The sequence below is a fragment of the Tenacibaculum sp. M341 genome (assembly GCF_004337695.1).
Classification (GTDB): Bacteria; Bacteroidota; Bacteroidia; order Flavobacteriales; family Flavobacteriaceae; genus Polaribacter.
The window spans coordinates 183775-198779 of record NZ_SJXJ01000010.1 but is presented as its reverse complement, the minus strand read 5'-3'; the positions used below and the strand labels follow the sequence as shown (position 1 = coordinate 198779).

The window sequence follows — 15005 nt, the reverse complement described above, 5'->3', positions numbered from 1 at the left end:
TTCTATGTTTTTAAATGAATTGCTCCAGTAGTAACATCAAATACCATTTGTTGTACTGTAATATTCATTTTTACGTTATCATCTGATAGTATTGAAAAATAATCTTCAACACTTACAGGAGGTTTAATTTTTAATAATTCTGATACTCTTTGGTGACTTTTGCAAAAAGTATTTCTTCTAAAAATAGGTTCTAATAAGTTATTAACTTGCTCTTTATATGCTTTTAGAAACTCCCATCTTTGCGACGGGAGCTGATCTAAATTGATTCTTATTCGTTCCACTATTTTTCTTTTAATTTTGAGATTAACTTTAATAAACCATCTCTATTATTTTTATCTTTTATAAAAGATGGAAGTTTATCTACCAACATCATTCCTGAACGATATTTACTTCTTAATCTTAATTTGGCTCTTATAAAATCTTCTAAATACGCTAAATGTTCCTCATTTACTGCCCAAAACCGATTGCCCTGATATGTTTGAGAATACCAAAAAGTAAATTCAATGTTGTTTCCTTTCCAAATAAATTCTCTCACGGTTTCTACTTTAGGTGTATACGTAATTCGTGCTTCACAACTTTTGCAACAAACTTCTTGTTCCTTTTTTATTTTTTTTGTTTGCATTGATCTGTAATCAATTACTTCTGCACAATAAGGACAATGTCTTTTAACTGTATAAATGTATTTTTCAACCTCTTTTATTTCTGAATGACAATGATTGCATTGAAATTTAAAAGTATATCCATAACAACATTTATAAGTATTAGGTTGGCGGTGTAATTGTGCTTTACTTTGACAATTAGGACACTCAACATCTATTATCTCTTCAAAAAAATCAAGCCACTTTATTGTTGATCTGAATCTTTTTGCTTCCATTTTACTTTATTCTAAAGGGTTCTTTGTTAACAATGGATTACCTACAGGATTTTTTCCTTGAGATAATAATTGAACTGCTTTTTGAACCGCCCAACACTTATCACTTGAATGAATGTTACTGTAAAAACTTAGTAATGTTTCTGGCTCTACTACATTCCAACCATTTACCTGAATACTTTTTAATGTTTTAGACTCAAAAAAATCGATGGTAGTTCTTACTTCTCTTCCAATGTCTAGCCAATCTACTTTTTCGTAGCGTCTAAAGTTTTCGTTACTTGGTAAATGATCGTAACGTGTCCAAACTTTTTCAAACCCTTCTTCTAAAAGAATTTGCATTACAATACCTACATTTTTAGGATTTACAAATATGTCTATGTCCTTATGGTCATGAGCATGTTTGTATTCTTTATGATTCATTTCTGACATAAAATGCCATGCCCATCCTCCAGATATTATTACCCATTGCTTTAACTTTTCTAATATTTTTATACCTAATTCTATTCGGTAATTAGGCCATAATTCTCCGTATCTTTTTATATTATGATTTGCTCCCATTTCTCTTTAATATTATGCTATTAGCTTTTTTTATTGGAATCACTGATAATTGATAATTGGACATTATTTATCCATTCGAACAATTTTTGGTGTGAATGTTCCTAAAACTTCTACCAATTCTTGTTGATTTGCCATGACTTTTTTAATGCTTTTATAAGCCATTGGTGCTTCGTCAATTCCACCACCAATCAAACTAACACCGTTCATGTTTAATTGATGTTTGATATCACTTTTTGTAAACTTTTCTTTACAAGCTTTTCGAGAATGTTTTCTACCTGCTCCGTGAGAAGCTGAGTGTAAACTATCGGTATTACCTAAACCTCTAACAATGTATCCTGGTGCTGTCATAGATCCTGGAATAATTCCTAACTCTCCTTTATTTGCTGGTGTAGCTCCTTTTCTATGTACTATTAACTCTTGACCGTTAATTTGCTCTTTCCAAGCAAAATTGTGATGATTCTCAATTTTTGCAATAGCTTTGGCTCCTAATAACTTACCTACTCTCTTATGAATATTATCGTGACATGCCTTTGCGTAATCACCAGCTAAATTCATTGCTAACCAGTACTCTTGTCCGTCGTGGGTATCTAAATCTAACCAAGCCAAATGCTGGACATTTTTAGGTAACGGACATTGCTTTTTGGCTAAATATGTATAGTGTTTTGCTATGTTAGCTCCTAAACCACGACTACCACTGTGCGATAACAATCCTACATATTCTCCAATTGGTAATCCAAACTCATTATTTTCATCAGTAACATCCACAATTCCAAACTCTACAAAATGATTCCCTCCACCCGAGGTTCCTAATTGATTGTATGCTTTCATTCGTAAGCGTTTTAACAATGGAATGTCTTTAAATTCGGTACGTTCAAATATTTCGTGATCGTGCTTTACCTTGTGTGTTTCATACATTCCAAACTTGGTATGTTCAGATAATATGTTTTCTAACTGATGTTGTTTCCCTTTTAAATAAGATGCTTTTACTGGGTAAACTGTTAAACACATTCTACAACCAATATCTACACCTACTCCGTACGGAATTACAGCATTATCAGTAGCTAACACTCCTCCAATTGGCAAGCCGTAACCTGCATGTGCATCGGGCATTAAAGCTCCTTGCACTGCAATTGGTAATTTTAACGCATCGTATAATTGATATTTAGCAATGTCATCTATTTCATTTTCACCATAAATACTAAAGGGTGCTCTGGTGTTTCTTAATTTATGAAACTGTACTTCAACTGGCTTTACCAATCCTTCTGCTACTTTGCCCCAAATAGCATTTCCTTTGTACTTTTCTGGTTCTAATAATACTTGTTTTGCTTCTTCTAAAATGCGTTCTTTTTTCTCTTTTTTTCGATATCTATTAATTTGCCCTAAGGCGATATTTATGCTATTATTTTTTGGAAATCCTAAATTAATTAAGTCTTTTCCTTTTAATTTTTTTCCCATGATATGTTGTCATTAATAATATCCTGCAACGGATATTGTTTAAGAGCATACAATTGTTTTTTTACTTTTAATTTTAAACCTCTTTCAATAGGTTTTCTCCAACAATTCTCCCAATAACTATCTTGCCACAGGTCATAAAAACCATTTTTAAATAGTTGTTGTTCTAATAAATCTAATTCACTTTCTAGTGCTGGATCTATTCTTTTAGAATGCGTTATGTATGCTCTTGTATATTTTATTTTGTAAGCTCCTTTCGGAATTCTCACATAAAACCGTTTTTTTAATCTTTTATTTACATCTCTGTACGAATAAATAGTGCACATTGCTTGTGCTTTGTATGTTAATCTGTTGAATTGTTTCTTAGAAATAGTTGGGAAATTTCGGTAGATTAAAAATTTTGAAATTTGATGAAACCATTGTCTATCAGCTTCCTCTTTTGTTCTACCCCAAAAACTTTTTTCTATACAGTCGTATAATTCTAGTATATGCTTTTTGTTTTTATAGCGTTCTACATTTTCGGTTAGCACAATTTCTTTAAACCAACCATGACGTATAGGTTCATCTAGTTTTTTATATCCTAATTCCCTTATTTCTTGATAAATTGCTCGTTGTCTTTTTCGAATATTTCGAATGACTTTTTGTCTTTGTTCTTTTATATGCCTTGGTTTCAATGAATATAATTTGACTATTCATAACCTTTTCGGATATAATTTGTAACCTCAACGATTCCTTGAAAGAAGTGTATAAAAAAATCCGAAACTTTTGGGCTTCGGACTTTTCATATATATTGTGTTTTATTTATCTATGAAGAAAGTCGCGAAGCATTGTACTGCAAAACCTAGTTCTGATCCTGTACCTGTGTTTAATTGAAATTTTAACATATTTACTTCGTTTTTATATAGTGTTAAGTTTTAATTACTTTTTTTATTTTAAACTAAATAGACTCCCCTAAATAATTTAATAAAGCTTTTAAAACGATATTTTGTTTTTGCTTAACTGCGATGCAAACTTAGAATGCTTTTTTGAATTACACAAATAAAATTTAAAATTATTTTATTGATTCTCAACAATTTAACTAATATTAAAGACAATAAAAATCCTGTCCGCTTTAAGCAGATATTTAATAGGTTGATACTTTGTGATGTATGTTTTTAATTACACGATTCAAAGAGTATTTCAGGTTTTTATTTTTTTTATAAAAAAAGCGTCCAAAAAATTAATTTTGGACGCTTTTGCTTTTTTATATTGTGAATTTCTACCTAAAATACAATCCACGAAGTCGCATTTTTGCGTCCTGATATGTGAATTTTAGTATTGTCATAGGTTAAAATTTGTTTTATTTGTTATTAATTACTGTGCAAGTATACTACTTTTTTCTAATGATTTTGTTAGATTCATTTTAAATTAAGTAAAATTATCCGTTTTTAACTAGGTTTCTTTAAAGATTTATCAAAAAAAGCGTGATGAGAAATTTCAATTGCTATTAAAGTGATACATCAAATTGTAAAAAGGTCTCGAATAAGTTCTACCTGACAAGATCGTCGCTTTTTAGTTGGCAGTATGCTGTGTTTAAGTATTCAGTTTTACGTTCTTAAATTTACATTAAAAAAATGTCATTGCGAACGAAACACAGTGTAGTGAAGCAATCTGTTAATTATTAAATAACGTGAATATCGTTTAAGAGTAAAAGTGTCACTTCGAGTGAAATTATTTGTAATGGAATGAAAAATAATTTTGTATCGAGAAGCTTTCGTAATACGAATTGTTCTCGATACAATTTTTTATTACGTTTTACTCCATAAAAAATCACTCGAACTGACATAATAGGGTTCTTATCCAAGATTCACGTTAAATACTAAATAAAATTGATAAAGTTTATCAGAAAACTAACTAATAATTAAATATCGACTGACCTCTAACTTACACTCTAAAGATACTTTTTGATATGTACTAACTATTTATTAGCTAAAAAAACAACTGCCGAAAACGCCGCAGAGCCTCTGGGATGAAAAAAACAACCGCCAAAAACGCCACAGAGCTTCTAGGATGAAAAAAACAACCGCCGAAAACGCCACAGAGCCTCTGGGATGAAAAAAATAACTGCCGAAAACGCCACAGAGCCTTTGAACTATTAACAAGCCTCTTTAATAAAGTCTTCAATTCTTATGTACTTTAACTTTCTAACTTTTGCTTTTGCTTTTGCTTGTTGCCTACTTTCTCTAAAACTAAGCCAGTCAGATTTCAATCCAAATAACTTTTTTTCTACGTCGTAATATCCTTTGCGTTCCATTTTCTTATATAAAAACGCTATCTCTTTTTGTAGTTCAGGATTTATATTACGTGTATGAGTTACATACGCTCTTGTAAATTTTATTTTGTAAGCACCTTTAGGAATTTTAAGGTAGTAACGCGTTCTTAATCTTCTTCGCTTTGTGTAATATTGAAAAGGAACACATAGTTTTTGGGCTTCAATACTTAATTTATTGAATTGCTTTCTATTAATCGTAGGAATTTCTTTATTGATAAGATATTTTGATATTTGATATTGCCATTTCCTTTCGGCTTCTTCTTTTGTTTTTGCCCAAACTTTCTTCTCTACTAATCTATATACTTCTTTTACATACTCTTTGTTAGCATACTTATCTATATCGTTAGTTATAATTAATTCTTTAAACCAACCATGTCTGTATGGTTCATCTAATTTTATCAACTTTAGCTTAGACTTTTTAACGAATAACTCATCAAGTTTTTTACGAATTCTTCGAATCTCTTTTTCTCGTAGTTCTTTCTTATTTTTAGGTTTCATAGCAATCAAAATTTATAAATATGTTATTTAGATTAGTACTGAGTAGAGAGAATTCAGTATTAAGTGAATAGTAATATCTTATTTTTCTTTTTTTAATATCTCAATTTTAAAATTTATAAATTAAAAAAACTTCTCAGTATTAAACTGAATATTTTTAATTTTATAAACTTGATTAGTTATGAGATTAGCAATTATATATTTAGAGTGTTACACTCTTAAGTTGATGTTTCTTTTTAGAATGCCTACGGCATTTAAAGTATTTCTACTACGATACCATACACATTTTTAGTCCATCCGTTAATTCTACCATGATTATTTCCTATTAACAAACCTCTTTTTGCATTTTTCCCTTTTACAAGGTGTGTAAAACAATTTCCGCGAACTTTACAATATACAATATCTCCAACTTCGCATTCTTCCCAAGTTATAGGTTTTAATTTTACAGGTTGCTTAGATTTTAAAATAGGCAACATAGAATTTCCGGGTTCTTTTGAAATAATGGTTTCACCATTATTTAGTTTTTGAATTTTCCAATTCATCTTTTAAATATTTATAAATTATGTAAAACACTATTGTCTTACATATTTCATAAAATTTGTTAGAACCATTTCAATGAACTATTGCAAAGATGCAACAAAAAACTATTAAGTTCCAAATTTAGAGTTATTTCTCAATTGAACTTAGTATAAATACCTAGTTGTAGGGATAAAACTACATCAATCGTCATGATAATTTAGTAGCGATAAAAATTCATAACAAATGAATATTATCAAATACTATAATCAAAAAAATAAATTAACATGGGGAACAATTCAACAAAAGAGAAATCTTCAAATACTGATTTCTTACAAAAATCTAAGTTTAGACTAGCTATAGGAATACTTTTTTTCTACTTAATATTCATAGTCTTTTTGACTTTTTATATTGAAGTTGATGAAAAGTATTGGAGTCGATTTCTATTTCTTTTTTCTGGTGTAGAAGCTATTGTTTTTGCTGCTATTGGTTATGTATTTGGACGAGATGTAAGCAGAAGTATAGAAAAAAATGCTGAAGAAAATGCTGAAAAGTCAAAGCAAGAAAAAGAAAAGGCTTTAAAAGACAAACAGAACGCTGAAAAACAAGCTTCAAAAGACAGAGAGCATTTAATTAGAATACAAGAAGCTGTTCTTTCTGAAAATGAAATTGCAAAGAATTCAAATATGGGAACTTTCGGATTTGATAAAGCAGAAACGGGATCTTCTATCAATGCTATGTCTACTAATAGCCGATCTTTAAAATTAGCAAAAGAGTCTTTAAATGTCTTTGAGTCTGGTAAAATAATCTCTTTTGAATATGAGATTGAAGTAGATGACTTTAACTCTATTAACATAGACGGTAATACTCAGTATGAGAAAAAAGGACGCTTTGCTTCTGTTTTTGTTTATGGAAATATTGTAGAAGTAGAAGTTGATAGAGATAATTTTAAACCTTGGAAATTTACCGCTACTAACATTAGAGATAATGATTATAACGAAATGAAAATGTCTAACACTCCTTTAGAAAGTCAAGGAAATAAAAGCTTTTTTAGAATTGAATACAAATAAACTAACTTATATCGTTTTAGGTGCATTCTTATTACTTTCAAAACAGTTAATAAATGCACAAGCTTTTGGACAAGATGCTAATGGTTTCAGTACTATAGTTTTTCCGGTTTCAAACTTAAATATCGATGGAAATAACAATATTATTTCATTATCATTTAATCAATTGAAAAGAGTGCGTAAAAAACCAATTAACAATGATGAAGCTAGTATTGCTAAATGTTTTTTAAATGAAAACAATGATCTTATTAAAACCGAACAATGTGTTGATTATACATGGAGAAAAGATGAAAATAAATACCAAAAAGAAAACTCTTATGCTTTATATGGATTTGAGCTAACTGGTAGTTCTAAAAATGGAGTTGCTTTTATTTTTGATAATGAACTTTTAGCTAATTCTGCAAAAATAAATGGTACGTTGGGTTATTATTTTAAATCTAAGAAATATAATCGAAAACACTTAAGTGAATATGTTTCGCAAAAAATTGAGTTCAAAAAAAGATCAGATAAAGAGCACGAATTAACTTCAGATATAATTGAACTGGTTGATCAAATGGCTTTGAATGGTGAAATTACCAATAATCAAAAAAGTAAATTTCTTGTTTTTGCTTCTATTGGTAATGTAAAAAATCAGATTAAAGAAATAAAGGCTAGAATTAATGATCCAGATTTAAAAACTAACTTTAAAATAGCTGATCGTGTTAATGAACTAAAAAATCAAGCATTGGTATTAGATTATTGCTTTAATAAAGTTGATGCAGTAGTTTCCAAATTTGAAAACAATAAGTATCCTGATTTAGAAAACTTAACAGATATTGATATAGAAGAGCTTAGAAGTGAAATCATAAACATACAATCTGAAATTAATAGTCTATCAAAAGATAATAGTAGGTTCAAAAAAATTGTACTAAAAGAAGATCTAAATAAATATTTAGAGATAAATACTTGGAAAAATTTAAAGAAAGAAATAATAACTTTTAAAATGTATACTAAAAGTGAATTGAATTATTTATCTAAGCAAAAACAATCATCTCATTCTGAACTTATTTCGTTATTTGAAGAGTACCATTTATACCTTCTAACAAAAGAAAATAATATGAATGAAATTAATAATCTATATAATAGAATACTTCATTACAATAAACATTCATTCTACTTTAAAGGTGGTTTTACGGGAAGAACTTTTTTGTATGATTTAAATAATGGAGCAAATACTATAAAAGAACGCTTTGCTGAAAGAGGTTTTCAAGGCACTCAATTTGAATTAGGTTGGTCGCATCAGTTTAAATCTTATAATTTTATAGGTGTTAATATATCTAAAAGCTATACTGATAATTCTAATTTATTAAGACCAAGAACCTTTGAATTTAAAATCATTGACAATACTGTAACACCTAGTCTTGAAGCATCTAGCTCTATAACTGCTATTTCAGGAACTTATGATCGTTTTGATGACTATCAGATTAGTGCTGATTATGTTGGTTTAATTTCATTAAAGGATAAAAGTAAATTCAATTACCAAAAACAGGATGACGATCTGTTTTTAAACATAAATCCATATTTCAGACATCACTTTTATAGTAATTCTGTTCTATATAACCCCAATACATCTATAGGCTTAGGGTTGTATGCTTTTAACGTAAATAAAAACACTATTACTGGTGGAGTTTTTTTCCAAGCAAATGATATTTTTAATACCAATACTGATCAGGCTAAAAACTTCATCAAACAATTAGATATTGGATTAGTATTTAAATACTCATTGAGTTCTTTTAGTACTAAATAAAATTTTTAAGAAACCTTATCATATTTACTTTGCCAAATGTATTTATTGAAATTTTTACCTAAAGAAATACCGTATAGTAAGCTTAAACCTACAGCACCTTTAAAGTAAAACATAAATAAAACTATAAAGTATGTAAAGTTACTTTGTTCTCTAAAGAAAAAAGTATGAGAAAGTAACGATAGAATAAAACTTACTAAAACTAGCGTGAAAATATAATTATCAACATCTTTAATACACCAGAACTTTAATCTTCTAAGCGGATGCAAATCGTTACCCCATTTGTGAATTAAATAATAATAATCGTTTCCCATTGGGGCAAAAAGTACAGGATCATCTGCTTTTTTTAATCGGAATAATACAGAGGGAGCTATAATCTTAAATCCATCTAACTTTGTATCATGGATTCTTTCTAACTCATGAATTTTTGTAATAGCTTCTTCTGGATATTCCCCTTTAAATAAAGATGTATCTAAAAAACGTAATCTGTAATCTATACACAGCTTTTTAATTTGATTAATGTGAAAAATTGCATTAGGATCAACTTCATCAATATTAAAATAATTGTTATTAATATGATCTGGACTAGATAGTTTTTGTTTTGTAGTTTCTCTTGCCTTATCTAAATCTGCAAAAATATCATGAATCCAAGATTCTATATCTGCATCTTTAATTTCTCTATTTCTTACATTTACTAATTTATCTTGAAGGTTTACAGGCTTTAACATCATTATTCAATTTTTAAATTATGAGTTACAAATACTTGAATTTATACTATAACATTTTTCTAAAAAGAAAACAAAAATAAGCTTGTAAGTACATTAATAATCAACCATGTACACACAAAAATATTTTTAATATAAATTTACAACAAAAAAAAGCTTACAACCGAATGATTGTAAGCTTTCATCCTATTTAGATTTATTCTAAAACTTAAATTGTAATGTTGTATACCAATTTCTTGGTGCAGAAGGAATAATTCCAGGTCCTGGATACCCTGTAGCTCTTCTTGTAAAATAAGAATTGTCTAATAAGTTATTTACTCCTGCTTCTAATTTTATATTTTCTGTAAATGAATACGATGCTGAAAAATCTAATATATCATAAGAAGGTATTGCTCCATCTACTCTATCGTTATTTAAAGGATTGTATTCTGAGTTTGTAGCATCTGTAAATTGTTCTGATAAATATGAATACTGTAACGATGTTAGTAAGTTTCCATATCCAAAAGATACTCCTGTTTTAAAATTCACTTCAGGAATAAATTCAACTTTATTACCATCCACACTTTCGCTTGTATTACTACTGTATTCTGAAGTTGTGTATGCAAAGTTTGAAAACACGTCTAATTTTAAATTGTCATTTTCTTCGAAAAAAGTTTCCTTAAGATTCCACTGCACCAAAGATTCTAATCCGTAAATAGAAGCTTTTCCTATATTTCCTCGTACCCATTGTCCTCTGTATGGAGGTTCGCTACTAAATACCTGTCCTATTCTATTATCGTATAACAATGAAAAGATGTTTACATCGTAAGAAATAATCTTTTGTAGCTTTCCTCTTACTCCTAAATCAATAGAATAGCCTGTTTCATCTTTTATGCTTGGATCAACTATAAATGAAGGATTGATATTTCTAATATCTGAAAAAGTTACTGACCTATAGTTTTGTGAAAAATTAAAATACGTTTCAAAATAGTTTTCTGGTTTATAACTTACACCAACTCCTAGTAATAAAAAGTTTCTATCTAATACATTATTATCTGGCGTAAACGTAACAATTGGATTACTTCCTTGAATACTTCCTCGCTCTAAATATTCACCAATAGATTCTGTTTTAATATATTCAAATCTAAAACCTGGTGTAACCGATAATTCATCAGTTATATTAAAAATATTTTCACCAAAAAATGATGCATTTAAGTTAGGGTATTCAAACTTATTCTGATTTGGGTAAAAAGGAAATTCATCTGTTTTAAATGTAAAATTTGCATCTGAACCTTTACTTCCTGGTCCTTGTTGAGAAGTGTTATTTGCTCTATAAAACTTAGCTCCTAATAATAAAACAGCGGGTTGATTTTTAATATCATATTTAGTAATTACTCTGGCTTCTGCTCCGTAGTTTTTAAAATTCCCCACTAATAAATCTCTTTCGAAATCAAAATTACCAAACCCATCTGTTTCATCTGGACCAAAAATGTCTGGATTTTCATTTACCACAAAATTATTTCCATTTCTTATCACTTCAATTCTTCTAAAACCAATGGCTTTTCTTGAAGCATCTAACGCAAATAAACTAAGTGTACCACTTACTTTATCTGAAAATTTATGCTCTAACTTTAAATTGAATAAATTCCAGTTAACAGCAAACCAATTTCTTGTTCTATAACTTTGCCTTGGATCTTCTAAAAACTGAACATCTGAAAGTCCTCCTGCCTGCTGTGCTAAATAATTTAAATGACTTACTTCTGCTTCAATTTTTGTTTTATCATTAAACTTATACCCTACATGTGCAAATGCATTTTTAGAGTCAAATCCTGAATTTGGTCTAAAGCTATCTCCTTGCTTGTAATTATAATATGCGTAGTAACTTAATTTATTGGCTGTTCCACTAACGCTTGTAAAGTTTGTAAATAGATTGAAACTACCTATTGAACTTCTAGAAATAATTTCGAATGGTTTATCTGGATTAGGTTTCTTTGTTACAAAATTTATCAAACCTCCAAACTGTGTTCCATATTGTAGAGAAGCAGCTCCTCTTATCACCTGAATTTTCTCTAACGCTTCTGTTGGTGGTGTGTAATAACTTTCAGGATATCCTAATACGTCTGCACTAATATCATAATCGTTCTGACGAGTATTAAAATTGGCTGTTCTATTTGGGTCTAATCCTCTACCTCCAATACTTAACTGTAAACCTCCATCATTGCTATCATAAATATTAAGTCCGGCTACTTTAGCATAAATCTGACGTGCATTATTTACAGATTTATTTGCTATTTCTTGATCTAATAATACAACTTCTGATTTTTTTCCTGCGTAAATATGTGTTCCTTCTACAGGTTTTAAGGTGGTTAAACCAAATGCTTGTCTTTTCTTGTACCCTAAAACTACTTCTGAAAGTACATTACTTAAAGGTTCCATTTTAACAACCAAACTGTTAGTTTTTCCAACAGTAATTTCGGTTTCATAAGTTTTATAATTGTACTCAAAAAAAACTATTCTATATTTTGTGTTATTTTTTAGACTAACTAAACTTACCTTTCCTGCATCGTTAGTAGTACCAATAAAATTACCTGCTTTAGTGTACACTTCTACTCCTAAAATAGGCTTTGATGTTCCTGCATCTATTACTTGTACGTTATTACTTTGAAAAGCGTATGTGGTTAGTGTTAAATAAAAAAGTAGTAAAAAATTATAAGCCTTTAATCTCATCTTTAAATGGTAAAATCCAATTTTTATGTTTGAAGTTGTCTTCTACTTTTAGTAAATCAATAGTAGGATCTATAAAAGGTTTACTTACTCTTCCATTTAATGAAATGTAACCTTCTACAAAAATTCCTATATTTTCAGTTTTAAGCTCTTTTTTATAATGTTCCCCTAAAAAATGAGCATACTCAATAATAAAATCAGGTTGTGTAGTCATTTGTTTCTGCTGAAACACATTTAAAAAATAACTATCATTTACCTTAAAACTATTACCTGTATCATATTTTAATACCCTAAACGCGGTGTATCCTGCTTTTTCAATTAACATTACTCTCCAAGAAAAACGATATCCTTCCTCTGTCCAAAACAATTCATCGGGATATAATAAATATCTAAAAGGCACTATTAATTGTATTCCTAAAAATAAACAGACAACAAAAAATATTTTTTTGTAAATCTTCGGCAAATATACATCTCTTACCGTATTAACACTAAACTTAATACGCAATATATCTGTAATTTTTTTTAAGGATTTCTCATGTAATTCTCCACTAAAAAAAATAAGTGTTACACATATCATTACATACGGAAACACTCCGATTGGGAATAGTAGACGAGTAAATATGTGAAAAATAACAACTAAGAAGAAAGCAAAAGGTCTTGTTTTTCTAATTAATAATAAAAATGGTATGGTTAAATCATACAGAGCTCCGCTCCAACTCATTAAATAATGGAACCAAGTATCATTCATAAATCTACCAATAACAGGAAAATCTGTTTTTGAAGATAACCATATTTTTAATGGTTGTGCTCTTAATAACCAATCTGAATTTAATTTAGCTAAACCCGCATAAAAATATACTATACCTATTAAAAGTTTAATAGAATCTACTGTCCATGACGGAACATATTTATATGATTCTTTTTTGAAATACGCATCTAAAGAATAGGTAACATTTAAAGGTAAAAAGCATAATAAAAAACTTAAAACACTTATAAAATAATAATGGTTTAAGTAGGTAGTTTTATCAATCAACTCTATATATGTGAACGATAAAAAAAATAGAATAATAGACAATCGATATTTAAAGCCTATAATAATACCAATACAAGCAATAATAGCTATTGCAAATAAAATATAAGTATACTCTCCCCAGGTTACTACCCAAGAGAATCCGTAGTATTTAAAATGAAAGTTTGGAGCAATATAGAATTTGTATACCCAACCTTTGTATAAAAATCGGACAAGGCTAAACATCATTAAAACTCCAAATAATATACGAAAAGCGGCTAATGTAGCCGCTCTTGATTTTTTATTTAGATATTGATTAACGTATTTATTAATCTCCATCACTATCTGCAAAGTCTATTGTTAAATTAAATGCATTTATAACATTTGATTTTACAGCTACTACATATTCTTGAATAGCATCAAAAGCTTTATCAAAATTAGGATTGTAATCTTGTGTTTGCTCAAAAAAGTTATCTGTAATATTGTTATTCGCTGCATCTATGTTCTGGAATAACTGCTGAATATAAGTATCTAAAGAAATATCTTCTCCGTTTACTAAAATAGTAGTTCCTAAAGATTTTAAATACTCCTGTATTCCTATAGTATCAGCATTATCTGTATAACTTCTTCCGTAATAAAAATCTTGAATAGCATCATAAGCTTCTAAATATAATATTTTAGAATTTTGAGGACTATATAAAGACTCTACAAACTCAGGACTTGCTGAAACAGAAATCGTTGGAAAGATATCTCTATTTCTAGTTCCTGAAGGAGTTGCTATTTTAGCTTCTCTAAATGATTTTTCTGTATACTGAACAAAATCATTTAATTGAATACTAAAATATGAACTAATTGTATTATCTACTTTGTTAATATTAGCTTCTTTAGATGCTTCAAAATCTTCCAATACTTTAGTAGTTATTGTAACTAAACGCTCTGACAATAATTTTAAATAATCTTGATATTTAGCTTCGTTATATTTTACTAAAACATCAGCTTCGGTAGCTTCTAAACCATTTACTAAATAATCTAACGCTGGTAAACCTTGAGAAGAATTTAAAACTGTTCTGTCTAAATTAATTTCTGTAGTGCTATCAATATTTAAAGTAATATTGTTTACATCTGCTGGATAACTGTTCACATCTAAAGAAAAACTAGATCCATAAAAAAACATTTCAACATGTTGCCAAACTTTATAAGCTTCAAATAAATCTGCTTTAACTTTAGTTAATTTGGTTGCGTCTGGTGCATCTGCAAATGCTACTACTGAAGTATTTAATGTAGTAACTTTAGTTTTAAAATCATTTGTTGCTGGTAATAATAAATTATTTACCCAACTTGTTGTTAAATTCACTCGATTAAAACTATCCTCACCATCTCCTCCATTACCTGGTTTTTCATCACTGGAACAAGAGAAAAAATAAAAAAGTGTGACTATTGGTAATATGTACACTATTTTTTTCATAAAATTTTGGTTTTAAATTTGACTGTAAAAATAATAAAGGGATTGCTTAA

At 28.8% G+C, this 15005-nt stretch carries 13 protein-coding genes; 2 read left to right on the top strand and 11 right to left on the bottom strand.

What is annotated here, in order from left to right; genetic code table 11:
* Positions 1–2: 2 nt before the first annotated feature.
* From EYW44_RS13520 to EYW44_RS13490, 7 genes are all read right to left on the bottom strand, one after another.
* Positions 3–281, bottom strand: a complete 279-nt coding sequence (locus tag EYW44_RS13520; RefSeq protein WP_132724196.1) for a hypothetical protein — start codon at positions 279–281, stop codon at positions 3–5.
* Entirely contained in the window at positions 281–874 is a 594-nt protein-coding gene (locus EYW44_RS13515) for a hypothetical protein (RefSeq protein ID WP_132724195.1), read from the bottom strand. Before EYW44_RS13515 ends, EYW44_RS13520 begins: the two co-directional genes overlap by 1 nt.
* Before the next feature lie 6 nt (positions 875–880).
* On the bottom strand, positions 881–1429 hold the full coding sequence (locus tag EYW44_RS13510) for a hypothetical protein (RefSeq protein ID WP_132724194.1): 549 nt from the start codon (positions 1427–1429) through the stop codon (positions 881–883).
* A gap of 63 nt (positions 1430–1492) precedes the next feature.
* Positions 1493–2884, bottom strand: a complete 1392-nt coding sequence (locus EYW44_RS13505; RefSeq protein ID WP_132724193.1) for an RtcB family protein — start codon at positions 2882–2884, stop codon at positions 1493–1495.
* Complete coding sequence (locus tag EYW44_RS13500) at positions 2869–3555, bottom strand: hypothetical protein (protein WP_132724192.1); 687 nt, start codon at positions 3553–3555, stop codon at positions 2869–2871. The genes EYW44_RS13505 and EYW44_RS13500 overlap by 16 nt, the downstream gene beginning before the upstream one ends.
* Before the next feature lie 1460 nt (positions 3556–5015).
* A complete protein-coding gene (locus EYW44_RS13495) occupies positions 5016–5690 on the bottom strand; it encodes a hypothetical protein (RefSeq protein WP_132724191.1) in 675 nt (224 codons plus the stop codon).
* A gap of 251 nt (positions 5691–5941) precedes the next feature.
* Positions 5942–6229: a phage repressor protein gene (locus EYW44_RS13490; RefSeq protein WP_132724190.1), complete on the bottom strand. Its 288-nt coding sequence runs from the start codon at positions 6227–6229 to the stop codon at positions 5942–5944.
* A 261-nt stretch (positions 6230–6490) separates the two neighbouring features.
* On the opposite strand from EYW44_RS13490, the gene EYW44_RS13485 reads away from it, so the two are divergent.
* Both EYW44_RS13485 and EYW44_RS13480 read left to right on the top strand, forming a co-directional pair.
* Positions 6491–7273 carry a hypothetical protein gene (locus EYW44_RS13485; RefSeq protein WP_132724189.1) on the top strand — a complete coding sequence of 261 codons (783 nt, stop codon included), beginning with the start codon at positions 6491–6493 and terminating at the stop codon, positions 7271–7273.
* On the top strand, positions 7260–9056 hold the full coding sequence (locus tag EYW44_RS13480) for a hypothetical protein (protein WP_132724188.1): 1797 nt from the start codon (positions 7260–7262) through the stop codon (positions 9054–9056). The genes EYW44_RS13485 and EYW44_RS13480 overlap by 14 nt, the downstream gene beginning before the upstream one ends.
* A 5-nt stretch (positions 9057–9061) precedes the next feature.
* Here the strand turns inward: EYW44_RS13480 and EYW44_RS13475 are convergent, their stop codons facing one another.
* The 4 genes from EYW44_RS13475 to EYW44_RS13460 form a co-directional block, all read right to left on the bottom strand.
* The gene (locus EYW44_RS13475) at positions 9062–9784 is read right to left on the bottom strand and encodes a hypothetical protein (RefSeq protein ID WP_243643661.1); all 723 of its coding nucleotides are present in this window, start codon (positions 9782–9784) and stop codon (positions 9062–9064) included.
* A gap of 195 nt (positions 9785–9979) precedes the next feature.
* Positions 9980–12484 (bottom strand): TonB-dependent receptor domain-containing protein, encoded by a 2505-nt coding sequence (locus tag EYW44_RS13470; protein WP_132724187.1) that lies wholly within the window; start codon positions 12482–12484, stop codon positions 9980–9982.
* Positions 12465–13829: an HTTM domain-containing protein gene (locus tag EYW44_RS13465; protein WP_132724186.1), complete on the bottom strand. Its 1365-nt coding sequence runs from the start codon at positions 13827–13829 to the stop codon at positions 12465–12467. The genes EYW44_RS13470 and EYW44_RS13465 overlap by 20 nt, the downstream gene beginning before the upstream one ends.
* Positions 13819–14955 (bottom strand): imelysin family protein, encoded by a 1137-nt coding sequence (locus EYW44_RS13460; protein WP_132724185.1) that lies wholly within the window; start codon positions 14953–14955, stop codon positions 13819–13821. Before EYW44_RS13460 ends, EYW44_RS13465 begins: the two co-directional genes overlap by 11 nt.
* Positions 14956–15005: the final 50 nt, after the last annotated feature.

Excerpts from the sequence above, each read along its gene's own strand:
- EYW44_RS13485 (WP_132724189.1), top strand. The coding sequence starts at position 6,491 with ATGGGGAACAATTCAACAAAAGAGAAATCTTCAAATACTGATTTCTTA.
- EYW44_RS13475 (WP_243643661.1), bottom strand. The coding sequence starts at position 9,784 with ATGATGTTAAAGCCTGTAAACCTTCAAGATAAATTAGTAAATGTAAGA.
- EYW44_RS13515 (WP_132724195.1), bottom strand. The coding sequence starts at position 874 with ATGGAAGCAAAAAGATTCAGATCAACAATAAAGTGGCTTGATTTTTTT.
- EYW44_RS13495 (WP_132724191.1), bottom strand. The coding sequence starts at position 5,690 with ATGAAACCTAAAAATAAGAAAGAACTACGAGAAAAAGAGATTCGAAGA.
- EYW44_RS13470 (WP_132724187.1), bottom strand. The coding sequence starts at position 12,484 with ATGAGATTAAAGGCTTATAATTTTTTACTACTTTTTTATTTAACACTA.
- EYW44_RS13460 (WP_132724185.1), bottom strand. The coding sequence starts at position 14,955 with ATGAAAAAAATAGTGTACATATTACCAATAGTCACACTTTTTTATTTT.
- EYW44_RS13490 (WP_132724190.1), bottom strand. The coding sequence starts at position 6,229 with ATGAATTGGAAAATTCAAAAACTAAATAATGGTGAAACCATTATTTCA.
- EYW44_RS13505 (WP_132724193.1), bottom strand. The coding sequence starts at position 2,884 with ATGGGAAAAAAATTAAAAGGAAAAGACTTAATTAATTTAGGATTTCCA.
- EYW44_RS13510 (WP_132724194.1), bottom strand. The coding sequence starts at position 1,429 with ATGGGAGCAAATCATAATATAAAAAGATACGGAGAATTATGGCCTAAT.
- EYW44_RS13465 (WP_132724186.1), bottom strand. The coding sequence starts at position 13,829 with ATGGAGATTAATAAATACGTTAATCAATATCTAAATAAAAAATCAAGA.